General features: G+C 71.3%; 21 protein-coding genes. 13 read left to right on the top strand and 8 right to left on the bottom strand.

The window, feature by feature from the left end; all coding sequences use genetic code 11:
- The 3 genes from alr to tsaE are packed head-to-tail and all read left to right on the top strand — an operon-like array spanning position 1 to position 2,668.
- The gene (alr, locus tag AB0M83_RS34470) at positions 1-1,116 is read left to right on the top strand and encodes an alanine racemase (protein WP_364523502.1); all 1,116 of its coding nucleotides are present in this window, start codon (positions 1-3) and stop codon (positions 1,114-1,116) included.
- The gene (locus AB0M83_RS34465; protein ID WP_364523500.1) at positions 1,113-2,210 is read left to right on the top strand and encodes an alpha/beta hydrolase; all 1,098 of its coding nucleotides are present in this window, start codon (positions 1,113-1,115) and stop codon (positions 2,208-2,210) included. The genes alr and AB0M83_RS34465 overlap by 4 nt, the downstream gene beginning before the upstream one ends.
- A complete protein-coding gene (tsaE, locus tag AB0M83_RS34460) occupies positions 2,207-2,668 on the top strand; it encodes a tRNA (adenosine(37)-N6)-threonylcarbamoyltransferase complex ATPase subunit type 1 TsaE (RefSeq protein ID WP_364523498.1) in 462 nt (153 codons plus the stop codon). Before AB0M83_RS34465 ends, tsaE begins: the two co-directional genes overlap by 4 nt.
- A gap of 86 nt (positions 2,669-2,754) precedes the next feature.
- On the opposite strand, the gene AB0M83_RS34455 is transcribed toward tsaE, so the two are convergent.
- From AB0M83_RS34455 to AB0M83_RS34445, 3 genes are all read right to left on the bottom strand, one after another.
- Complete coding sequence (locus AB0M83_RS34455; RefSeq protein WP_364523496.1) at positions 2,755-3,609, bottom strand: serine hydrolase; 855 nt, start codon at positions 3,607-3,609, stop codon at positions 2,755-2,757.
- 210 nt (positions 3,610-3,819) lie between these two features.
- Positions 3,820-5,148: a carboxyl transferase domain-containing protein gene (locus tag AB0M83_RS34450; RefSeq protein ID WP_364523494.1), complete on the bottom strand. Its 1,329-nt coding sequence runs from the start codon at positions 5,146-5,148 to the stop codon at positions 3,820-3,822.
- Positions 5,141-6,565: an acyl-CoA synthetase gene (locus AB0M83_RS34445; protein WP_364523492.1), complete on the bottom strand. Its 1,425-nt coding sequence runs from the start codon at positions 6,563-6,565 to the stop codon at positions 5,141-5,143. Before AB0M83_RS34445 ends, AB0M83_RS34450 begins: the two co-directional genes overlap by 8 nt.
- 99 nt (positions 6,566-6,664) lie before the next feature.
- Here AB0M83_RS34445 and tsaB point away from each other — a divergent pair, with 99 nt between their 5' ends.
- From tsaB to tsaD, 3 genes are read left to right on the top strand one after another with little or no spacing between them, the layout of a single operon-like run.
- Complete coding sequence (gene tsaB / locus AB0M83_RS34440; RefSeq protein WP_364523490.1) at positions 6,665-7,330, top strand: tRNA (adenosine(37)-N6)-threonylcarbamoyltransferase complex dimerization subunit type 1 TsaB; 666 nt, start codon at positions 6,665-6,667, stop codon at positions 7,328-7,330.
- On the top strand, positions 7,327-7,806 hold the full coding sequence (rimI, locus tag AB0M83_RS34435; RefSeq protein ID WP_364523488.1) for a ribosomal protein S18-alanine N-acetyltransferase: 480 nt from the start codon (positions 7,327-7,329) through the stop codon (positions 7,804-7,806). Before tsaB ends, rimI begins: the two co-directional genes overlap by 4 nt.
- Positions 7,806-8,852, top strand: a complete 1,047-nt coding sequence (gene tsaD, locus AB0M83_RS34430; RefSeq protein ID WP_364523486.1) for a tRNA (adenosine(37)-N6)-threonylcarbamoyltransferase complex transferase subunit TsaD — start codon at positions 7,806-7,808, stop codon at positions 8,850-8,852. Before rimI ends, tsaD begins: the two co-directional genes overlap by 1 nt.
- 82 nt (positions 8,853-8,934) lie before the next feature.
- Here the strand turns inward: tsaD and wecB are convergent, their stop codons facing one another.
- The 3 genes from wecB to AB0M83_RS34415 all read right to left on the bottom strand — a co-directional run bounded on the left by wecB (position 8,935) and on the right by AB0M83_RS34415 (position 11,142).
- Positions 8,935-10,086 (bottom strand): UDP-N-acetylglucosamine 2-epimerase (non-hydrolyzing), encoded by a 1,152-nt coding sequence (wecB, locus tag AB0M83_RS34425; RefSeq protein ID WP_364523517.1) that lies wholly within the window; start codon positions 10,084-10,086, stop codon positions 8,935-8,937.
- A 97-nt stretch (positions 10,087-10,183) separates the two neighbouring features.
- Positions 10,184-10,363, bottom strand: coding sequence for an LPXTG cell wall anchor domain-containing protein (locus AB0M83_RS34420; RefSeq protein WP_364523484.1), 180 nt, complete (start codon positions 10,361-10,363; stop codon positions 10,184-10,186).
- Between the two features lie 11 nt (positions 10,364-10,374).
- Positions 10,375-11,142, bottom strand: coding sequence for a choice-of-anchor P family protein (locus AB0M83_RS34415; RefSeq protein WP_364523482.1), 768 nt, complete (start codon positions 11,140-11,142; stop codon positions 10,375-10,377).
- Positions 11,143-11,504: 362 nt separating this feature from the next.
- Between AB0M83_RS34415 and xrtP the strand changes: the two genes are divergently transcribed.
- Complete coding sequence (xrtP, locus tag AB0M83_RS34410) at positions 11,505-12,014, top strand: exosortase P (RefSeq protein ID WP_364523515.1); 510 nt, start codon at positions 11,505-11,507, stop codon at positions 12,012-12,014.
- Complete coding sequence (locus AB0M83_RS34405) at positions 12,011-13,387, top strand: glycosyltransferase (protein ID WP_364523480.1); 1,377 nt, start codon at positions 12,011-12,013, stop codon at positions 13,385-13,387. Before xrtP ends, AB0M83_RS34405 begins: the two co-directional genes overlap by 4 nt.
- A 19-nt stretch (positions 13,388-13,406) precedes the next feature.
- Here AB0M83_RS34405 and AB0M83_RS34400 read toward each other — a convergent pair whose 3' ends face one another.
- Positions 13,407-15,278 (bottom strand): peptidoglycan recognition family protein, encoded by a 1,872-nt coding sequence (locus AB0M83_RS34400; protein WP_364523478.1) that lies wholly within the window; start codon positions 15,276-15,278, stop codon positions 13,407-13,409.
- Positions 15,279-15,717: 439 nt separating this feature from the next.
- Here AB0M83_RS34400 and groES point away from each other — a divergent pair, with 439 nt between their 5' ends.
- Both groES and groL read left to right on the top strand, forming a co-directional pair.
- The gene (gene groES / locus AB0M83_RS34395; protein ID WP_004559922.1) at positions 15,718-16,011 is read left to right on the top strand and encodes a co-chaperone GroES; all 294 of its coding nucleotides are present in this window, start codon (positions 15,718-15,720) and stop codon (positions 16,009-16,011) included.
- 98 nt (positions 16,012-16,109) lie between these two features.
- Entirely contained in the window at positions 16,110-17,723 is a 1,614-nt protein-coding gene (gene groL, locus AB0M83_RS34390; RefSeq protein ID WP_364523476.1) for a chaperonin GroEL, read from the top strand.
- 127 nt (positions 17,724-17,850) lie between these two features.
- Here the strand turns inward: groL and AB0M83_RS34385 are convergent, their stop codons facing one another.
- A complete protein-coding gene (locus tag AB0M83_RS34385; RefSeq protein WP_026468909.1) occupies positions 17,851-18,171 on the bottom strand; it encodes a WhiB family transcriptional regulator in 321 nt (106 codons plus the stop codon).
- Between the two features lie 191 nt (positions 18,172-18,362).
- Between AB0M83_RS34385 and AB0M83_RS34380 the strand changes: the two genes are divergently transcribed.
- From AB0M83_RS34380 to AB0M83_RS34370, 3 genes are all read left to right on the top strand, one after another.
- The gene (locus AB0M83_RS34380; RefSeq protein ID WP_364523474.1) at positions 18,363-19,328 is read left to right on the top strand and encodes a MerR family transcriptional regulator; all 966 of its coding nucleotides are present in this window, start codon (positions 18,363-18,365) and stop codon (positions 19,326-19,328) included.
- Positions 19,329-19,536: 208 nt separating this feature from the next.
- Complete coding sequence (locus AB0M83_RS34375; RefSeq protein WP_364523472.1) at positions 19,537-20,391, top strand: hypothetical protein; 855 nt, start codon at positions 19,537-19,539, stop codon at positions 20,389-20,391.
- 131 nt (positions 20,392-20,522) lie between these two features.
- Positions 20,523-21,119 (top strand): response regulator transcription factor, encoded by a 597-nt coding sequence (locus tag AB0M83_RS34370; RefSeq protein WP_003073605.1) that lies wholly within the window; start codon positions 20,523-20,525, stop codon positions 21,117-21,119.
- The last annotated feature ends 85 nt before the right edge of the window (positions 21,120-21,204 follow it).

Below are 21,204 nucleotides of genomic sequence, written 5' to 3'. Positions count from 1 at the left end.
ATGACCTCCAGTTTCCCCAGGGCGCAGGTCGACATCGACCTCGACGCGATCCGCCACAACCTCACCTTGCTGGGCGCCCGCGCGCCCGGCTCCGAAGTGATGGCCGTGGTGAAGGCCGATGCCTACGGCCACGGCGCGCTGCCGGTGGCGCGCGCCGCGGTCGAGGCCGGCGCGCGCTGGCTCGGCACCTGCTCACTCGGCGAAGCCCTGAGTCTTCGCGCGGCCGGGATCACGACCCGCCTGTTCAGCTGGCTGGACACGCCCGACGTCGACTTCGCGCCGGGCATCGAGGCGGACGTCGACCTCGCGGCGAGCTCCACCGGTGAGCTAGCTCGCATCGCCGCTGCGGTCCCCGCGGGTACCCGGGCCCGTGTGCACCTCAAAATCGACACCGGGCTCTCGCGCAACGGCTGCCCGCCCGCCCGCTGGGCCGAGCTGGTCGAAGCGGCGGCCGCCGAACCGCGGGTCGAAGTCGTCGCGATCTGGTCCCACCTCGCGTGCGCGGACGAGCCGGACCACCCGGCGACCGATCTGCAGGCCAAGCGGTTCGCCGAGGCCTACGACGTCGCCCGCGCCGCCGGGCTCGACCCGAAGCGGCACCTGGCGAACTCCGCGGCCCTGCTGACCCGGCCGGACCTGCACTTCGACGTCGTCCGGCCCGGCATCGCGATGTACGGGCTCAACCCGGTGCCGCAGGCCGAAGACCTGCGCCCGGCCATGACGTTCCGGTCCGCGGTCGCCCTGGTCAAGCGCGTCGAAGCCGGCGAATCGGTGTCCTACGGGCACACCTGGACGGCGGAGCGCGACACGAACCTGGCGCTCGTGCCGGCCGGGTACGCCGACGGCGTCCCGCGGTCACTGTCCGGGCGGATGGACGTCCTCCTCGGCGGGCAGCGGCGGCCGGTCGCCGGGCGCGTCTGCATGGACCAGCTGATCGTCGACTGCGGCGACTACGAACCCGCCGTCGGTGACGAGGTCGTCCTGTTCGGGCCGGGGACGCGCGGTGAGCCGACGGCCCGTGAGTGGGCCGACAAGCTGGGCACCATCGACTACGAGATCGTCACCTCGATGTACCGCCCGCGGGTGCGGCGCCGGTATCTGGAGGCGCGCCAGTGACACCTTCACGTCGACTGCTGGCCATCGCCGGCGGGGTCGGGGCCATCGCCACCGGGACCGCCGCCGCCGCTATCGTCGCCGCGCAGCAGCGGCGGCACAGTGAGGATCCGTACGTGGACGAACCGCTGGGGGAGCTGAAGCCGGACCGTACTTCCACGGTCGCGGCCGAGGACGGCACGCCGCTTTCGGTCGAGGAGATCGACCCGGAAGACGGCGGCAAACCCGAACTGACTGTCGTGGGGGTACACGGCTTCGCGCTTTCCCGGCGCTGCTGGCACTTCCAGCGTCGCGACCTCGCAACGCTCCGGCTGCCGCGCGTGCGTCAGGTCTACTACGACCACCGCGGCCACGGCCTGTCCGGCGCGGCGTCCGCGGAGAACTCGACGATCGAGCAGCTGGCGCGCGACCTGGACTGCGTGCTGCGGTCCGTGGTGCCGGAGGGGCCCATCGTGCTGCTGGGGCACTCGATGGGCGGCATGGTGATCATGGAGCTGGCCGCCGAGTTCCCCGAGCTGTTCGAGGATCGCATCGAAGGCGTGGCCTTCATCGCGACCGCGGCGGGCGAAGTGGGCGCACGCGGGTTGCCGCGTTCACTGCTCTCGAAGTACAACCCGTTGACGCGCGCCGCGGGCGGTCTCGCCGGCTGGCAGCCGGGGCTGGTGGAGTTCGTCCGGGCCGCGGGCGGGCAGCTGACGCGCCAGGCCGTGCGGCGGCTGGCGTTCGGCAGCCGCGACGTCGCGCCGAGACTCGTCGACTTCATGCTCGAAATGCTCGAGGTGACGCCGGTCCGCGGGCTCGTCAACTTCGTCGACACGCTCGGCAGCCACAACCGGTACGCCGCGCTGGCCGGGCTGAAGCACGCGGAAGTGCTGGTCATCGGCGGTGATTCGGACCGGTTCACGCCGTTCTCGCACGCCGAGCGGATCGCGGCCGAGCTGCCCGACGCGGAGCTGGTGCGCGTCCGCGGCGCCGGGCACATGGTGCTGCTCGAACAGCCCGAGCTGGTGAACAGTCATCTGATCGATCTCCTGCAACGCTGTTCCGGTGCGGACGGCGTGGCTTCGGCTCAGCGAAACTGGTGGTGGCAGCGTTGACGTTCGTGTTTCCCACGCCCGACGACACGATGGAGTTCGGGCGGTCCCTGGGCCGTTCCCTGCGCGCGGGTGACCTGGTGCTGCTCGCCGGACCGCTCGGCGCGGGCAAGACGACGCTGACGCGCGGCATCGCGGACGGCCTCGGCGTCGGCGGCCGCGTCAGCTCACCGACGTTCGTGCTGGCCCGCGTCCACCCGGCCGGCCCGGCGGGGGTGCCGCTGGTGCACGTGGACGCGTACCGCCTGGGCGGCGACCTGTCCCAGCTGGACGACCTCGACCTGGACACGGACCTGGAACGCTCGGCGATCGTGGTCGAGTGGGGCGAGGGCTCGGCGGAGCGGCTGTCGTCGGATTACCTGGTGGTCCGGCTGGACCGCCGCGAGGACGACGTCCGTGAGGTCACCCTCGAACCGCACGGCACCTGGACCGACCGCGTCCCGGAGCTGGCGCGGGCGTAAGTCCGTACAGGACAGGGGATTCCCGCACTGCCGGAGGGCAGCGACCGCCCGGTGTCCACGGTGGTCGCTGCCCTCGGTAGCTGCTCTCAGCCGCCGTTGTACTGCTGGTAGACCGGTGCCCGGAAGGCCTTGGCGCCCGCGCCCGCGATCTTGTCGACCGCGCGCAGGAACTTCGGCCCCATCTTCGCGCTGGCCTGCCGGACCGGGTGCGTGGCCCCGAAGTCCTCCGGGTTCGCCTGGCCGTGCGCGAACATCGAGTAGATCAGCACCGGCTTGCCCGCGGCGTCGAACATGATCCCCGCCTCGTTGCGGCCGTCGTTCAGCCAGCCCGCCTTCGTGGCGATCCTCGCCCGATCGATGGACGACATCTCACGGCGGATACCGTCGGTGAACGCCACCTGCGACCGCAGGATCGACAGCAGGTACTCCGTCGACGCCGGGCTCAGCAATGTGCCCGCCACCAGTGCCTTCAGCAGGTCGTGGGTCTCGCGCGGAGTGGTCTGGCCGAGGAAGTAGCGGTTCGGGTTGGCCACCGGCGTGACCTGGGTCTTGGGGAAGCCCTTGGTCACCAGGATCTCGTTGATCTCGGCCGCCGGAACCACGAGCCCCACCAGCCGGACGCACGTGTCATCCGAAACAGTGAGGAACAGCGACAGAACGTGACCCAGCGTGAACGCGCTCGGGTACGCCTTGTCCAGGATGATGATGCCGTCGCCACCCGGCACGACGATGCTCTCCGGCACCTGGACCTGCTGGTCCAGCGTGAGCAGGCCACGGTCGATCTTGTCCATCAAGGTGACCGCGACGGCGACCTTGTTGACGCTGTACGCCTCGACGATCTCGTCGGACGCCACGTCGACGGCCACCTGGTCGGCCACGCTGATGCAGGAGTTCCAGATGCCGCCTGCCTCAGCGGCCGCGTCGTCGTAGACGCGCTTCACTTTCTGCCTGGCCCGGTCCGGTGTGGCCGGGCTGGCCTCGATGTCTGCTTCCTGCGCGAACGCGGGAGAGCCGGTCAGAATGCTTCCAGCGGCGACAGCGGTCCCCAAACCGAACGCCGCTCGCCTGTTCAGTCGATACCCCATCACGAGATCCAACCACGGATGGGTGCCGTATTTCTCCGAGTGGCCGCAGTCCTGATCGGACGTCGATCATCGAGCCGGACTCACGACCGCTCTGGCGACGCCCAGGTCGACCAGGTCCTGCGGCCGCAGCCGCAGCTGGTTCGCGAGGTCCGGGACCTCCGAAGCCGGCCGCTTGAGGATCGCCGCCGCGGCCTCGGGGGACGTCACCGAGAAGTACGCGTCCGGTGTCACCCACGTCGACCCCGCCGCCGCGAACGCCAGCGCTCCGCCCGAGCCGCCCTCGCCGATCACCAGCGTCGTCACCGGGATCGACGCCGTCGCGACCGCTTCGAACATCGCCGCGATCGCGCCGCCCGCGCCCGCCTGCTCCGCCGCCGCGTCGTTCGCCGCGCCCGGGGTGTCGACCAGGGTCAGGACCGGGATGCCCAGCCGCGACGCCAGTTTCACCAGCCGTGCCGCCGTCCGGAAGCCCGAGGGCGACGTCGGCGTGCCGCACTGGGCCGCGTACGCGATCGTCCGGCCGTCGCGCCAGCCGAAGCCGCACGACACCCCCGGGTCGACGCCGCCGGCCCGGTCGCCGCTGACGTCCGAGCGCCAGTCGAAGTACGCGTCGAGGTACTCGACGGCCCGCGGCCGGCGCGGGGATCGGGCCGCCTGCACCGCTTCCCAGCCCGTCGAAGGCGGCGAAGCCGCTCGCAGCGCGGAAGGCGGGGGAGCCGCCGCCGACGACCGGGCCGTCAGCAGCCGCAGCCACCGTTCCAAAGCGGAGCCGAGTTCGTCGGGGGAGACGATCGCGTCGACCTGACCCCACTCGTACTTGGCCTCGGCGGTGTACGCCTCCGGCGAACCGGACGGCCGGACCCGCGAGCCGGCGAAGCCGACCTGAGCCTCCGGCAGCGCGAGGATGACGTCGGCGCCCGCGCCGAGCGTCGCCCAGCCGCCGCCGGTCGTCGGGTCGCGCAGCACCGAGATCTGCGGGATGCCCGAGGCCCGCGTCAACGCCGACGCCCGCGCCACCCGCTGCAGCTGCATCAACGCGCGCATGCCCTGCTGCATGCGGCTGCCGCCGGTCGAAATCAGCGACACCACCGGCAGGCGGGCGTCACGGGCGTGCGCGAACGCCGCCTCGATCCGGTCGCCGGTGCGCTGCCCGAGCGAGCCGCCGAGGAACCCGAACTCGAACGCGACCAGCACGGCCTCGACGTCGCCGACCTTCGCCGTCCCGCAGACGACGGACTCCTTCTCGCCGGTGCGCTCTTCGGCGGCGGAGCGCGCTTCGCGGTAGCCGGGCCAGTCGATCGGCCCGTCGGCCGGCTCCTCGCGCAACGGCGTGGGGAACTCCACGAAGCCGGTGGCGATCGCGCCGACGATCTCGCGCGCCGGCTGCCTAGGCACCGAGCGCCCGTTTCATGACCTTGCCCATGTCGTTGCGCGGCAATGCGTCCAGGTACCGGACGACCCGCGGGCGCTTGTGCGGCGCGAGCAGCTTCGCGACGTGGTCGGCGAGTTCCTCCGCGCTGGGCGGCGGGCCGTCCGGCACGATCCACGCGACGATCCGCTCGCCGAGGTCGTCGTCCGGCTCGCCGGTGACGGCCGCCTCCGCGACGCCGGGGTGTTCGAGCAGCGCGTTCTCGATCTCGCCGGCGCCGATCTTGTAACCGCCGCTCTTGATCAGGTCCGTCGCCTTGCGGCCGACGATCTTCACGTACCCGTCGGTGTCGCGCGTGGCCATGTCGCCGGTGCGGAACCAGCCGCCGTCGAACGCGGCCGCCGTCGCGTCCGGGCGGTTGAGGTACTCGGTGAACAGGTTGGGCCCGCGCACCTGGATCTCGCCGACCGTCTCCACGTCGTCGATCGTCTCGCCGGCTTCGCCGACCAGCCTGAGCTCGACGCCCCGCAGCGGGACGCCGACGGTGCCGGGCTTGCGCTCGCCGTCCGCGCGGACGCTCGTGTTCATCAGTGTCTCGGTCATCCCGTAGCGCTCGACGACCTGCTGGCCGGTCGCCGCGGTGATCCGCTGGTGGTCGTGCACCGGCAGTGCCGCGGACCCGGAGACGAGCAGCCGCGCGCCGCGCAGCGCGTCCGCGAGAGCGCTGTCCGCGCCGACCTCGCCCGCGATCCGGTGGTACATCGTCGGGACGCCGAACAGCATGGTCGCGCCGGCCGACAGCTCGCGCGCGACGCCCTCGGTCGAGAACCGGCCGAGGTGGCGCACCGAGCCGCCGCGGCGCAGCGGGCCGAGGATGCCGAGGATCAGGCCGTGCACGTGGAACAGCGGGAGTGCGTGCACGAGGACGTCTTCGCCGGTCCAGCCCCAGGCGTCCTCGAGCGCGTCGAGCGTCGTCGCGATCGAGCGGCGGGGGAGGACGACGCCCTTCGGCGGCCCGGTGGTGCCCGAGGTGTAGACGATCAACGCGGGCGTCTCGGGGTCCGGCTCCTCGGCCAGGGGCGTCTTTTCCCCGGTCAGCGGGATGTCCCGGCGGGGCAGTGCCGCCAGGCCTTCGGGCAGCTCGACGCCCGGTTCGGCCAGCACCAGCTGCGGCTCGCTGTCGGCGAGGATGTGCGCCAGTTCGCGCTCGCCGATCTTCGGGTTGAGCGGCACGGCCGGGACGCCGGCCAGCAGCGCCGCGACGACGGCGACGCTCGTGTGCAGGGTCGGGGTCGCCCAGACCGCGACGCGGCCGCGTGGCAGCCCGGCGGCGAGGCCGCCGGCGACCGCCGCGAGCTCTTCGTGGGTCAGGGCCTGTTCGCCGAACCGGAGGGCTTCCTTGCCCGAAGCTGACGTGAGGGTGGGGAACAACGGGTCGGGCACCGCGGGGACCTCCCAGTGTCGGACGCGCTTGGCACGTTACCGTGCGGATCAGTCCCCTGCAGCAAGCGGCCGAAGACCCTGGTCGTACGCTTGCTCACCGTGTTGGTACTGGCGATCGATACCTCGACCCCGGCGGTCACCGCGGGTGTGGTCACGGTGGACGCTGACGGCGTCGAGACGCGCGGAGAGCGTGTCACCGTGGACCCCCGGGCCCACGGCGAACTGATCATGCCGCACGCGCTCGCCGCCGCCGAGGCCGCCGGAGCGTCCCTCAAGGACCTCGACGCGATCGTCGTCGGCGTCGGTCCCGGCCCCTTCACCGGCCTGCGCGCCGGGATGGCCACCGCCGCCGCGCTCGGGCACGCCCTCGGCCTCCCCGTGTACCCGGTCTGCAGCCTCGACGCGCTGGCCGCCGACGTCCCCGCGGGCGACAGCGCGTTCCTCGTCCTCACCGACGCCCGTCGCCGCGAGGTCTATTGGGCGGCCTACGACGCCGCCGGGAACCGCACCGACGGCCCGCACGTCCAGCGTCCGGCCGACCTGGAAACCGACGTCAAGGTCGCCGCCGGCGACGGTGCCCTGCTGTACGCCGACGCGCTCGACGTCCGGCCGATCGAGCCGCGCTTCCCGTCGCCCGCCGGGCTGGTGAAGGCCGCTCGGAGCGCGTTGCTGGCGAAGGAAACGCCCGCGCCGCTGACGCCCCTGTACCTGCGTCGTCCCGACGCCGCCGAGCCCGCCGCGCCGAAACGGGTGACCGCGCCGTGAGACTCGAGCCGCTGCGCCGCCGGGACATCGCCCGGTGCGTCGAGATCGAGCAGATCCTCTTCCCCGGTGACGACCCGTGGAGCTCCCGCGCCTTCCACTCCGAGCTCGACGCGGGCAACTTCTACCTCGCCGCGCGTCCGGACGACACCGACGAGCTGCTCGGGTACGCCGGGCTGGCCGTCGTCGGGCGGCGCCGCGGCGAGTACGAGGCGACCGTGCACACGATCGGCGTCGCGCCCGAGTACCAGCGCCAGGGCATCGGCAAGGCGCTGCTGCAAGCGCTGCTGGAGCGGGCCGACGAGTTCGAAGCGCCGGTGTTCCTCGAGGTCCGCACGGACAACGACGCGGCCCTCGCGCTGTACGAGAGCCACGGCTTCGAACGGCTCGGCATCCGGAAGCGCTACTACCAGCCTTCCGGTGCCGACGCGTACACGATGGTCCGCCCGGCGCGGACGCGAGACGAGGTGGCGGGCTGATGTCACGCATCATCATGGGCATCGAGAGCTCGTGCGACGAGACCGGCGTCGGCCTGGTCCGCCTGCACGACGACGGCGCGGTCGAGCTGCTCGCCGACGAGGTCGCCTCCAGCGTCGAGCAGCACGCGCGCTTCGGCGGCGTGGTGCCCGAGGTCGCCAGCCGCGCGCACCTCGAGGCGATGGTCCCGACGACCACACGCGCCTTCGAGAAAGCCGGGCTCACTCTGTCCGATGTGGACGCCATCGCGGTGACGGCCGGGCCGGGCCTGGCCGGCGCGCTGCTCGTCGGCGTCTCCGCGGCGAAGGCGTACGCGACGGCGCTGGACGTGCCGCTGTACGGCGTCAACCACCTGGCCGGGCACATCGCCGTGGACACGTTGCAGCACGGGCCGTTGCCGGCGCCGTGTCTCGCGCTGCTGGTTTCCGGTGGGCACACGCAGCTGCTGCGCGTCGACGACATCGCGTCGTCGATCACCGAGCTGGGGTCCACTGTGGACGACGCGGCGGGCGAGGCGTACGACAAGGTGGCGCGCGTCCTCGGCCTGCCCTACCCGGGCGGCCCGCCGATCGACAAGGCGGCGAAGAACGGAAATCCGTCCGCGATCGCCTTCCCGCGGGGCATGACCGGCCCGCGCGACGCCAAGAACGACTTTTCGTTCTCCGGCTTGAAGACGTCGGTGGCGCGCTGGGTCGAGGGTGCCGCGCGGCGCGGCGAGGAAATCCCGGTGGACGACGTCGCGGCGTCGTTCCAGGAGGCCGTCGCGGACGTGCTGACCATGAAGGCGATCCGCGCGGCCAAGGAACAGGGGATCGGCACCATCGTGATCTCGGGTGGCGTGGCGGCGAACTCGCGGCTGTCGTCCCTGGCGGCCGAACGCTGCGAGGCGGCGGGCATCGAGCTGCGCGTGCCGCGGCCGCGCCTGTGCACGGACAACGGCGCGATGATCGCGGCCCTGGGAGCGCACGTGGTGGCGGCGAAGCGCCCGACTGCGCCGCTGGACTTCAGCGCGAACCCGGCCCTCCCGGTCAGCGTGGTCTCGCTCTAGCCCCCCGCTCGAACGCAGTGAATGACTCATTCCTGGCGCCCAGTGCAAGGAATGAGTCATTCACTGCATTGCCGCAGGGGTCTCAGGAAGCCGCGGCGTGCCGGTGGGCCGTGGTGGCCACCCCGAGCATCTCCTCGATCGCCGCCACCGCCAGCACCGCCGCATCGCCTTCGCCGTAAGGGTTCCCGACCTGTGCCGGCCGCAGCTCGCCGCTCAGCAGCCGCGCCGCCGTGTCCGCGATCCGCTCGGTGTCCGTGCCCACCAGCCACGCGCAGCCCGCTTCCACGACTTCCACCCGCTCGGTGACGTCGCGCAGGACCAGCACCGGCGTGCCGAACGTCGGCGCCTCCTCCTGGATGCCACCGGAATCCGTCAGCACCAGCGACGCCAGCCGTAGCGCGCGCACGAGGTCCGGGTACTCCAGCGGGTCGGTCACCGTCACGCGCGGCAGGCCCTCCAACGCGGCCTCCACCTGGCCGCGGACCTGCGGGTTCGGGTGCGCCGGGAACAGCACCTGCACGTCCGGGTGCTCGGCCACGATCAGCTGCACCGCGGCCAGCGTCCGCTCCAGCGGCTCGCCCCACGACTCGCGGCGGTGCGACGTCACGAGCACCAGCCGCTCGCCCGCCTCCGCGATCTCCATCTCCAGCAACGCCAGCGCCGTGTCGCGCGCCGGGAGGTCGCGCGCGGCGATCTCCAGCACCGCGTCGACGACCGTGTTGCCCGTGACCGCGATCCGTTGCCGCGCAACGCCTTCACCGCGCAACGCCGCCGCCGCACCGAGGGTCGGCGCCAGGTGCAGCGCCGCCAGGCGGGACACCATCTGCCGCGCGCCCTCCTCCGGGAACGGCGCGGTGAGGTCGTGCGTGCGCAGCCCGGCTTCGAGGTGCACCACCGGGATGCCCAGCCAGAACGCGGCCAGCGCGCCGGCGAGCGTCGTCGTGGTGTCGCCCTGCACGACGAGCGCGGCCGGGGCGAACCGGCGCAGCACGTCGTCGAGTGCGGGCAGCAGGCCCGCGACGAGCTCCGCCTGACCGCCGGTCACCCGCGGCGGCACGTCCAGCCACGCGTCGACGACCAGGCCGAACGGGGACAGGGCCTGCTCGACCATGCCCGCGTGCTGCCCGCTGTGGACCAGGACCGGCCGCAAGGCCGGGTGCGCGTCCAGCGCCAGTGCCAGCGGCGCGAGTTTGAGCGCTTCCGGGCGGGTCCCGGCCAGCAACATCACATCCACGCCGCGGCGCTCCTTCTCCACGTAGTCCAGTGTCCCGGAAATTTCCCCCGACGACGGGCCGCCGGCGTGCGAGGGGCGCACGCCGACGGCCCTCCTCTCAATCCCGCGCCCGGGAGAGGCGGCGGTTGCGGCGGTGGACGGCGATCAGCGCGACGGTCCCGAGCAGGACCAGGAGCACGCCGACGGCCAGCCACCACCCGACGTCGGCCCCGGTGACGGCGAGGGTGCCCACCCCGCCGCCGGCCACGCCGACGCCCGCGCCCGGCATCTTGTACATGCGGGCCTCGCTCAGACCTGGGCGGAACGGCGGCGGTGGATGCGCGTCCCGACCGGCAGCGCGACCGCGCCCAGCAGGCCGAGCCCGATCCACAGCCCCGCGCCGGACGCCAGCGGCATCGGCGGCGCGGCCGGGCCGCAGGTCGCCGACGACACGATGACGTCACCGGCGCCGAGCGTGCCGACGACCCCGCCGAGCAGCTTCACGTGGAGGGCGTTGACCGTGAGGCTGCCGTCCTTGTTCTTGATCTGCTCGTTGAGGATGACCGTCGCGATGTTGATCCCGGCTACCCCGACCTTGATCTGGGTGTTCGGCGCCGGGTTGGCGTCGACCGCACCGACGCTGCCGAGCTTCGCGTCGGCCAGCGTGCTGCTGCCCTTGACGCCTTCCTGGGTGGCGGTGCACACGGCTTCGACGGCCTTGACGCCGACGGTGCCGAGCGCGGCTTGAAGCAGCGGCAGGCCGACGTCGGCGGTGGTCGCCTTCGCCGTCACCGCGCCGGAGTTCTCGTCACGCTTGGCTTCGGTGGCGATCACCCCCGCGGTGAGGATGCCGGGCACGGTGGCGTTCGCCAAGGTGCTCGTCGTCGGTCCGGCGGTGCTGGCGGCCGCGAGCGGCCCCACGTGCACTGCGGGCTGGCCGAGGAGCGTCACGTCGACCTTGACGCCGTACGCGGACCCGTCGCCGGGCGCGGCCGAAGCGGGCGCCGCGCCGGCGAGCACGAAGCTCGCCACCACCGCGGCGAGCAGGCCGCCGCGGCGCACGAGGGAGCTTTTCATCAACTGGTCCTCCGAATTTCGCTGAGTTTCCCTGGAGTTCGCGTGACGGCGGCGCGGATCGACCGGCTTGCCTTGGCTCGGCACGCGAATCGACTATCGCGAAGAGCAGCCCGAATAGCACACATAATTTCCCGAATCACCGGATCGGGTATTCCACGTCGTCGTTTTCGCTGGTCGCCGGGGACATCACCCGATCGGCGTAGCAAGTTCGCCATCGATACTGCCGAATGGCCGGCCAAACCACCCCTCCGGGTGGAACCGCGAGGTGTTCATGACTTACGCTCGCCCGGGGTCCGCAGCTTGAACGAAGAATCGACACCGAGAGGAACGTCGTGGCCGTAGCGAGCGCTCCGAACTCAGGCATGGCAAGGTTTCCGCTGGTCATCGCGCTCGGCGCGCTGGCCGCGGCGGGAGCCGCCGTGGTGCTGGCCGAGCGGTTCTACCGTGAACTCGAAGTACGCCTCGCCGGCGCGATCCTCGATCTCATCACTACATCGGGTGTTTATGTCGCGCCTGATCGGGAGTCTGTTTACTTTGGGTTGAGCAGTGCTACTCCATTCGGGTTGAGAATGACGCCGGAATGTTCGTCGGCGTTCCTTTTGCTTCCGCTGCTCGTTGTGACCATGGCCATGGTGTACTTTCGGCCGGCCAATGCGAAGCGGCTCTTCTTTTCCCTCGGCATTTCCGCGCTCGTCGTCGTGCTGGTGAATCAGCTGCGCATTCTCACGATCGTCGGGCTGGTGCACGAGTACGGCACCGACGAGGGCTACTACTGGGGCCACACGCTGCTCGGCTCGATGGTCAGCGTGCTCGGCGGCGCCGTCTCGCTCGTCCTGTTCGTTTGGCTCGCGACGCGGAAGAAGAACGCATGAGCGTCAAGGTCCTGCTGGCGATCACGCAGGCGTTCGCGCTGACGATGAGCGTGGCGTTCCTGGTGTACGTCGTCGTGATCGTCGTGCCGTACCTGCGCCGCAAGCCCGCGCCGGTGGGCGATCCGGCGGACTTCACCTGGCACTTCTTCGTGCCCTGCCGCGACGAGCAGACCGTCATCCGCGAGACCGTGCGCTACCTGCGCACGACGTTCCGCAAGGCGCACGTCTGGGTCGTCGACGACGACTCCGACGACCGCACCGCGCGCGTCGTCCGGATGCTGTGGCGGCGCCACGGCGGCTACGACCCGTACCTGCACCTCGTGCCGCGCGTACGGCCCGAGGCCCGGACCGGCAAGGGTGACGCGCTCAACGCGGCCTACCGGGCCCTGAACGACTGGATGGGGCCGGAGGCGGCCCGCGACGACGTCGTGGTCGTGGTGGTCGACGCCGACGGACGGCCGGCCCCGAACTGCCTGGAGGTCTGCGCGGCGGACCACCTCTTCGGCGACGAGGGGATCGGCGCGGTCCAGCTCGACGTGTGGATGAGCAACGTCGAAACGCCGCCGCCGTCGCGCAACCCGGTGGGGCGCTGGTTCGGCCTGAAGCTCGCGCAGCTGCAGGACCTCGAGTTCCGCACGGCGATCGCGGCGATCCAGACGTCCCGCGGCTTCACCGGCACGATCTCGATGGGCGGCAACGGCCAGTTCACCCGGCTCACCGCGCTCGACTCGATCGCCGGCCCGGCCGAAGAGCCGTGGCGCGGCTCGCTGCTGGAGGACTTCGAGCTCGGCGTCCACCTGCTGACGGCGGGCTGGCGCACCGGGTTCACGCCGGATTCCCATGTGGCGCAGGAGGGTCTGTACAGCCTGCGACGGTTCCTGGTGCAGCGCACGAGGTGGGGACAGGGCACCATGCAGTGCGCCCGCTACCTGCGCCGGATCTGGGATTCACCGCACGTCAGCACGCTCGGCGCCGCGGAGATGATGTACTACCTGGCCCAGCCGTGGCTGCAGCTGCTCGGCTCGCTGCTGTACCCGATCCCGTTCATCCTGCTGGTGGCGAGCACCGCGGGCGACCCGGCGCAGATGTGGACGTGGTTCACCGGCGGCGCGTGGATCCTCTTCGCCATCTACGGCTCGTTCGGTCTGCTGCCGTTCCTCGTCTGGGGCCCGGTCTACCAGCTGAAGTGCTTGCGCAGCAAGAACATCCTGCGCGGGATCGGGATGGGCTTCGCGTACGCGGCCTACATCTACACGTTCTACGTGACGTCGTGGCGCGCGTTGTTCCGGCTGATCCGCCGCCGCAACGGCTGGGCGAAGACGCGCCGCAACACCGAACATGCGGCCGGGGCGAAGGTCGCGCTCGACGCATGAGCGCGACCTCCGCCTTCGGCTAGAACGCGGGCTGGATCCGGACGTCGTCCGCCTTGACGAACGCGATCCGGTGCCCGAACTGGATCTGGACGTACTTCAGCTTGCCCTTCACGACCACGTGGTCGGCCGGGTCGAACGTGGTCGCCGAGTAGTACTCCGAGCCGACCGTCCCGGCCGAGGAGTACTTCTGCCCGGCGGACAGGGTGTACGGCAGCGGCGTGATGGCCTGCACGGTCACGTTCGCCGGGTAGGCCTCGGGCTCGGGGTAGGCGCGGCCGTAGACCGGCACCGTCGCCAGCCCGGGCTTCGGCGTCACGACCCAGCCGATCGCGGGTTTCGCGACGCGGGCGTTGCGCGGGTTGTGGAACCAGCCCTTCTGCCCGAGGTACCAGATCGCCGTCCAGTCACCGCGGACTTCGGCGACGGCGTACTGCTGCCCGGTCGCGGCCCGGCTGCCGACGTCGGAGACGTCCGTGGTGGACGGCGTGCCGGCCGGGTGCAGGCCGATGTCGACGAGCAGCGGCGACGTCTCACTGGGCTGCGAGTGCAGCACGACGGCCTCGGACCCCCGCGGCGCGCACGCCGTGCCGGGCCCGTCGCACCCGGTGAACACCGGCTGGTTCTTCGCGAAGTCCGGGTCGATGGTGACCAGCGACGAGCCGGGCAGGCCGAACCCGCCGAGCGGCGCGCCCAGCAGGTCGAAGTAGTGCGACCAGTCCCAGTAGGGGCCCGGGTCCCAGTGCATGCCCGCGATGGTCGACGGGACCGTGCCCGGCACGTTGTCGTGGCCGATGATGTGCGCCCGGTCGAGCGGGATGCTGTACTTGTGCGCGAGGTAGCCGACGAGCTTCGCGCTCGAGCGGTACATCGCTTCGGTGTACCAGGTGCCCTTCGCGGCGAAGCCCTCGTGCTCGATGCCGATGGACTTCGCGTTGACGTACCAGTTGCCGGCGTGCCAGGCGACGTCCTTGGTCGGCACGTGCTGCGCGATCAGGCCGTCGTTGGAGCGGATGGTGTAGTGCCAGCTCACGTACGTCGGGTCCTGGGCCATCTCGAGGACGTTGTCCCAGTAGCCCTCGGTGTCGTGGATGACGATGTGGTCGATCTTCTGGCTGACCGGCCGGTTGGCGAGGTCGTGGTTGCCGTAGTCGTCGTTCGGCAGCTCCTGGTAGGGAGCGGGAACGGACTCGCAGGTGACGGTCCGCGGGCACTCGACGTTCGCCGGGTTCCCGGCGTGCTGCGGGGTCTTCAGCTCGGGGGCCGCCGCCAGGCTGACCTGCTGGCCGTCGTCGGTGGTGCGGCTCATGCCGCTCTTGATGGTGTCGAAGACCTCGTCGGCGAAGGTCCGCGCGGCGTCTCCGGTGGACCCGCTGTACCGCGCGACGGCGTCGTACCAGCCGGTCTGCCCGGCGTGGTACTTCGCGAGCAGCGCGGCCCCGCCCCGGATGTTCTGGGTGGCGTCGGTGCGGAGGGTCTCGGTTTTTTGCCCGATGAGCTGCGCGGCCTCGTCGATGGTCTGCAGCCCCTGCGGCGGCGTGGCGGGCCCGGCCTTCGGGTGCAGTGCCGGGCGAGCGTCGTCGCCACGCGGGTCTTCGGTGCCTTCGTCGTGGTGAGAGGAGGCGACGCCGGCCTCACGCAGGTCGGTGAGGTGCATCGGGCCGTAGCCGGCGGACGTGCTGGGCGTCCCGCCGTTGAAGTCCCACCGCGACTCCAGGAAGGAGACGCCGAGCAGGACGTCCTGCGGAACCCCGAACTCGGCCGCGGCGGCGGCGAAGTCGCGTTGCCGCTGACTGGTGGTGTCGGCCTGGGCGGGAGTGGCGAGGCCGGTGAGGAGCGTGACGGCGGCGAGGAGCGCCGCGGCTCTCGGGAGGGAACGGGCGGACATGGGCATAAACCCCCAGGGTTCAGGTGCCAGACGTGAGAACCTAACCAGAAACTCATGCCAGGGGTAAGAGTGGTGACCGCTCCTCGTCTTCGATTGTTCAGCACCGGAGAGCCGGCCTCAAGGGCGCCTTCGGCGTCGCTTCGTGCTTCGCTCACCCTTGACCCCGGCTCTCCGGTGCTGACTGCGGCTGGGACGAGGGGTGGGGGAGGTCCAGGCCGTCTGGGGGCGTCTGTCCTTGCGTGCCGGGTTCGCGGAACAAAACTGCCGGTCAGCTCGTCGGCCGGGGCTTTTCCGCACGTTGGGTGCACCCTCCTTGCACGACTGGCACTCACGTGGCTAGAGTGCTAATCGCACGGCCCGACAGCCCCGGCACCCGCGACGGCGGGGGTGGTAGAGCCGTAACCACATCCTGCCAACGCTTTCGACGACCGTGGAGGTCAACCCGGTGAGCGTGAACATCAAGCCGCTCGAGGACAAGATCGTTGTCCAGACGAGCGAGGCCGAGGAGACGACCGCTTCCGGCCTCGTCATCCCCGACACCGCCAAGGAGAAGCCCCAGGAGGGCAAGGTTCTGGCCGTGGGCCCGGGCCGGATCGACGACAAGGGCAACCGCGTCCCGCTGGACGTGAACGTCGGCGACGTCGTCATCTACTCCAAGTACGGCGGCACCGAGGTCAAGTACAACGGTGAGGACTACCTCATCCTGTCCGCCCGCGACGTGCTGGCCGTCATCAACTGACGTCCGCTCGCAGCGCATGACGCCCCGGGCCCCGCACAACGCCGGGGAGCGGGGCGTTCGTGCGTTCTGGACCCACCGAAAGGTAAGCGGAACACGCTATGCCCAAGCAGATCAGTTTCGACGAGGACGCTCGTCGCGCGCTCGAGCGCGGGGTGAACAAGCTCGCCGACGCGGTCAAGGTGACCCTCGGCCCGCGCGGTCGCCACGTCGTGCTCGACAAGAAGTTCGGCGGCCCGACCATCACCCTCGACGGCGTGACCGTCGCCCGTGAGATCGAGCTCGACGACCCGTTCGAGAACCTCGGCGCGCAGCTCGCCAAGAGCGTCGCCACCAAGACCAACGACGTCGCCGGCGACGGCACCACGACCGCCACCGTGCTCGCGCAGTCGCTGGTGAAGGTCGGCCTGCGCAACGTCGCGGCCGGCGCCAACCCGACCTCGATCGGCCGTGGCATCGAGGCCGCCGCGGAGAAGGTCATCGAGGTCCTCAAGGCCAAGGCCACCCCGGTCAAGGGCCGCGAGAACATCGCCCAGGTCGGCACCGTCACGTCCCGCGACGCCAACATCGGCGCCCTGCTCGGCGAAGCCGTCGAGAAGGTCGGCGAGGACGGCGTCATCACCATCGAGGAGTCGTCGACCCTGGCGACCGAGCTGGTGATCACCGAGGGCGTCCAGTTCGACAAGGGCTTCCTCTCGGCGCACTTCGCGACCAACCCGGAGGAGCAGAAGGCGATCCTCGAGGACGCCTACATCCTGCTCGTCCGCGAGAAGGTCTCGTCGCTCGCCGAGCTGCTGCCGGTGCTCGAGAAGGTCGTCGAGGCCAAGAAGCCGCTGCTCATCATCGCCGAGGACGTCGACGGCGAAGCGCTGTCCACCCTCGTGGTGAACTCGCTGCGCAAGACGATCACCGCCGTCGCGGTCAAGGCGCCGTTCTTCGGCGACCGCCGCAAGGCGTTCCTGGACGACCTCGCGGTCGTCACCGGCGGCGAGGTCATCTCCACCGAGATCGGCATGAAGCTGGCCGACGCGGACCTCGGCTCGCTCGGCAGTGCGCGGCGCATCGTCGTCACCAAGGACGACACCACCATCGTGGACGGCGCCGGCACCAAGGACGCCACCCAGGCGCGGATCGCTCAGATCCGCAAGGAGATCGAGAGCACCGACTCCGACTGGGACCGCGAGAAGCTGCAGGAGCGGCTCGCCAAGCTGGGCGGCGGTGTCGCGGTGATCAAGGTCGGCGCGGCCACCGAGACCGAGCTCAACGAGCGCAAGCACCGCATCGAGGACGCCGTGGCGGCGACCAAGGCGGCCGTCGAAGAGGGCATCCTGCCCGGCGGTGGCTCGGCGCTGGTGCACGCGGTCAAGGAGCTCGAGGGCGGCCTCGGCCTCGAAGGCGACGAGGCCACCGGCGTGCGCATCGTGAAGGACGCGCTGTCCGCCCCGCTGTTCTGGATCGCGACCAACGCGGGCCACGAGGGCGCGGTCATCGTCAACAAGGTGCGCGAGCAGAGCTGGGGGCACGGCTTCAACGCCGCCACCGGCGAGCTGACCGACCTGCTGGCCGCCGGCATCGTCGACCCGGTCAAGGTGACCCGGTCCGCGGTGGCGAACGCCGCCTCGATCGCGCGTCTCGTGCTGACGACGGAGTCGTCGATCGTCGAGAAGCCGGCCGAGGAAGAGCCCGCCGCGGCGGGCCACGGCCACTCGCACTGATTTCGACGGAAGCGGGGCGGTACTCCCTCGGGAGTGCCGCCCCGCTTCGCGTCGGGGCCCGGGCGGCTCCGGACAGCACGGAGGGCGGCACCCCACCCGGTGCCGCCCTCCGTTGTCTGTGGGGCGCTCAGCCGCCGGACATGCTGAGCGCGCGTTTGTCGGACTTGATGAGGTGCTCGCGCTCGGACTCCGAGAGCCCGCCCCAGATGCCGTAGGGCTCGTGCACCGCCAACGCGTGGCTGCGGCACATCTCCAGGACGGGGCAGCTCAGGCAGACCGCCTTCGCTCTGGCCTCTCGCCGTGCCCGCGCCGGGCCGCGCTCGCCGTCCGGGTGAAAGAAGGACGCGCTGTCCATCCCCCGGCACGACCCTTCGAGCTGCCAGTCCCACATGTCGGCGTTGGGTCCTGGGAGCCTGCGCGTGTCTGCCATCCTGACCGCCTCCGTCATTCGGTCGATGCCGCTAGCTGCTCTGCTGTGGTGCCGATACTCCATTCGGTGCAACGGCGGTAACGTTAGAAGCGCGCCAATAGTTGTTCAAGCGATCCGGCTCGATTCAGCCGTTAGGCATCCCCCGGATGTGTGAGCAGGGGTTTCGCCTCCGGTTGCCGACTGCGCTGGGTGCCTGGATATTGAGGCTCGTGGGAGCTGGGTCGGGTACCGAAGAACCCACCCTGCCGGTGGCATCGGTCGCACGCCGGCTCGGGGTCGCCCCGTCCACCCTCCGAACGTGGGACCGCCGCTACGGGCTCGGCCCCAGCCGGCACACCGACGGCCGGCACCGCCGCTACGGCAGCTCCGACATCGGCCGGCTCGAACTGATGCAGCGGGCGTTGCTGAGCGGCGCGTCGACGGCTGAAGCCGCGCGCTACGCCCTCGAGCAGATGCCGCGGTCCGGCCCGCCCCAGCCGGAGGAACCCGGCGAACCCCCGGAGGTTTCCGGTGCCGACGACGGCCTCGAGGTCCGCTCCCGCCTGGCCCGCCGCCTGAGCACGGCGGCGCTCGCGATGGACGTGGGCGCGGTCCAGCGCATGCTCGCGGACACGATCACCGACCTCGGCGTCCTCCCGGCGTGGACGGGCGTGATCGAGCCGGTGCTGTCGGCACTGGGGGCCCGCTGGCGCGGCGCGAGCGCGGGTGCGGAGGTCGAGTACCTGCTGGCGGAGTGCGTGTTCGCGGCGCTGGTCCGCGCGACCCCGGTGCTCGACGAGCCACGCAACACGCGCCCGGTGCTGCTGGGCTGCGTCCCGGAAGAGCGCGACTCGATGCCGATGTACGCACTGGCGGCTTCGCTGGCCGGCCGCGGCATCGGCGCCCAGCTGTTCGGGGTACCGCTGCCGGCGGAGGTACTGGCGGTGGCGGTCCGCCGCAGCGCCCCGGCGGCGGTGGTGCTGTGGGCGCACCGGCGCGGAGTGGCGGACACGCGGCTGTTCGCGCGGGTGACGCGGGGGAGGCAGCGCAGCCGGCTGTTCGCGTGCGGTCCGGGATGGGATCCGGCGGGTCTGCCGGACAAGGTGGAGCTGCTGACCGACTTGCCGGGAGCGGCGGACAGGATCGAGCACGTCCTGGTCGGCGGGCGGGCACCTGCGGACGAACGTTGCGAATAGCTCGCTCCCGGCCTCGGGGCGGCGCCGCCGGCTCGCGCGGTCGGCTGCGGCTCGAACGTCTTGAATGACTCATTCATGTCGCCAGACGAGGTGAATGAGTCATTCAAGACACCGCGCCACCTGGGCCCGGCCCGCCGACCCAGCCCTCCGTGAGGCCCACTTCGGCCAAGATCCTGATCTTGTCGGTGGTAACCGCTAGAAAGGACGGGTGCACGAACCCGCCCTCCGCGCCGCCGCCTTCGGGAGCCATCCGCTGCCCGATCCCGCCGTCACGCGCGGTGCCGGTACCCCCAGGGCGCGGCTGCTGGCCGCGATCGTGCTCGGCGCCCAGGGCCGCTACGCCGCCGCCGCGGCTCTCCTGGACGTCCTCAGGCGGGAAAGAGACCCCCTCCTCGCCTCTCTCGCCGCCAGCACCCTCGCCGCGCACCGGCGGCAGCTGGGCGGACACCGGCAAGCCCGCGCCCTCGACGGCGAGGCCCTCGCGAAAGCGACCGGCCTGGAAAGCGACCCGGACCCCGACGGTCTCGACGCGGCCGGCGCCCGAGCCGATGCCCTCCTCGGCCTGGCCGCCGACAACCTCGCCCTGGGGCGGCTCCGGGCCGCGCGGAGGCTCGCCGAGCGTGCAACGGCCGAAGACGCCGGGTGGCGAACCCGGGTCCGCGGGGGCTGGGTCGGGGCCGAGATCGAGCTCGCCGCAGGTCAGGGCGCCGACGCCGTGCCGCACGCCGAGCGCGCTTTCGAAACCGCCCAGGCCCGCGGTGCGCGGCGGCACGCGGTGAAATCCGGGATTGTGCTGGCCGTGGCCCTGCGGGCCGCCGGGGCTCCCGATCACCAGAACATTTCGGACGGTCTTGTCGGAAAGGCAATGGCGGCCGCCGAGGAATGCGAACTGCTTTCACTTTTGTGGCCGGCTGCCCTCGTCATGGCCGACCTGCGCCCAGGACACGCCGAGGAGTATCGATTCAGAGTGGCAGAGGTGTTGCACGCAGTGTTACGAAGCGCAGATCCTTGCGGGAGGAGGATCGCGGAGGAATCACCATGGGTCCCCGCCCGGGGTGGTTGAGCCGTCGGAATGGGGTGTTCCGGCATCCGGGCTAAGAAACTTCAAAAAAAGCCACCGGATCGTGTCAAGGTTCGGGCTAAAGCGTCCGATAGGGGAAGTGGAATGTCACCCGGCTGCAGGAAGGAAACCCCGTGACGACGGTCTTGATCTGCGACGACCGACGCAGTGTCCGTGAAGGGCTCACCCGAGTGATGTCCGCGGTCCCTGGGGTCAGTCGCATCGACTGCGTAGCGCACGGTGACGAGCTGCTGGCCCGGTACTCCCGTCAGCCCGTCGACGTCGTGCTGGTCGGAACGCAACGCGCGGTTCCGACAGGTGTCGAAGCCACTCGACGGCTCGTCTCCGCGAACCCCCAGGCGAACGTCATCGTCTTCGGTGCCCCCGACGACGCGGGCAGCATCGCCGCCGCGATCGCCGGCGGTGCCCGTGGCTACCTCCGCTGGGACGCGTCCCGGCCGGAGCTGGTCGCCGCACTGGCCCACACCCTGGCGAGCACCTCGGTGCCCGCGCCCCGTCAGCCGTCCGACCCGGGCGTCCAGCTGACCGAGCGCGAGCTTCAGGTGCTCCGCGGGATGAGCCAGGGCAAGAGCAACGGCCAGATCGGCCGCGAGCTCTACCTGTCCGAGGACACGGTCAAAACCCACGCCCGGCGGCTGTTCCGCAAGCTCGGCGTGCGCGACCGCGCGCAGGCCGTGGCGCACGGCTTCCGTCGCGGCCTGGTCAGCTGACCCGTTCTCGCGGCTTCTCCCCGATCCTGACACGGCCGGAATACAGGTGACGACGGGCCAGGGCGCACCCGCCCTGGCCCGTACC

Origin of the sequence: Amycolatopsis sp. NPDC051106, from assembly GCF_040682775.1 — a bacterium.
GTDB lineage: Bacteria > Actinomycetota > Actinomycetes > Mycobacteriales > Pseudonocardiaceae > Amycolatopsis.
The sequence above is the reverse complement of the archived record's forward strand: the minus strand, read 5'-3'. Positions and strand labels throughout refer to the sequence as shown.

What these genes read in the sequence shown, in the direction of transcription:
- alr (WP_364523502.1), top strand. Translation starts at nt 1, where the DNA reads ATGACCTCCAGTTTCCCCAGGGCGCAGGTCGACATCGACCTCGACGCG.
- tsaD (WP_364523486.1), top strand. Translation starts at nt 7,806, where the DNA reads ATGTCACGCATCATCATGGGCATCGAGAGCTCGTGCGACGAGACCGGC.
- AB0M83_RS34420 (WP_364523484.1), bottom strand. Translation starts at nt 10,363, where the DNA reads ATGTACAAGATGCCGGGCGCGGGCGTCGGCGTGGCCGGCGGCGGGGTG.
- AB0M83_RS34415 (WP_364523482.1), bottom strand. Translation starts at nt 11,142, where the DNA reads ATGAAAAGCTCCCTCGTGCGCCGCGGCGGCCTGCTCGCCGCGGTGGTG.
- xrtP (WP_364523515.1), top strand. Translation starts at nt 11,505, where the DNA reads ATGGCAAGGTTTCCGCTGGTCATCGCGCTCGGCGCGCTGGCCGCGGCG.
- AB0M83_RS34405 (WP_364523480.1), top strand. Translation starts at nt 12,011, where the DNA reads ATGAGCGTCAAGGTCCTGCTGGCGATCACGCAGGCGTTCGCGCTGACG.
- AB0M83_RS34400 (WP_364523478.1), bottom strand. Translation starts at nt 15,278, where the DNA reads ATGCCCATGTCCGCCCGTTCCCTCCCGAGAGCCGCGGCGCTCCTCGCC.
- groL (WP_364523476.1), top strand. Translation starts at nt 16,110, where the DNA reads ATGCCCAAGCAGATCAGTTTCGACGAGGACGCTCGTCGCGCGCTCGAG.
- AB0M83_RS34385 (WP_026468909.1), bottom strand. Translation starts at nt 18,171, where the DNA reads ATGACGGAGGCGGTCAGGATGGCAGACACGCGCAGGCTCCCAGGACCC.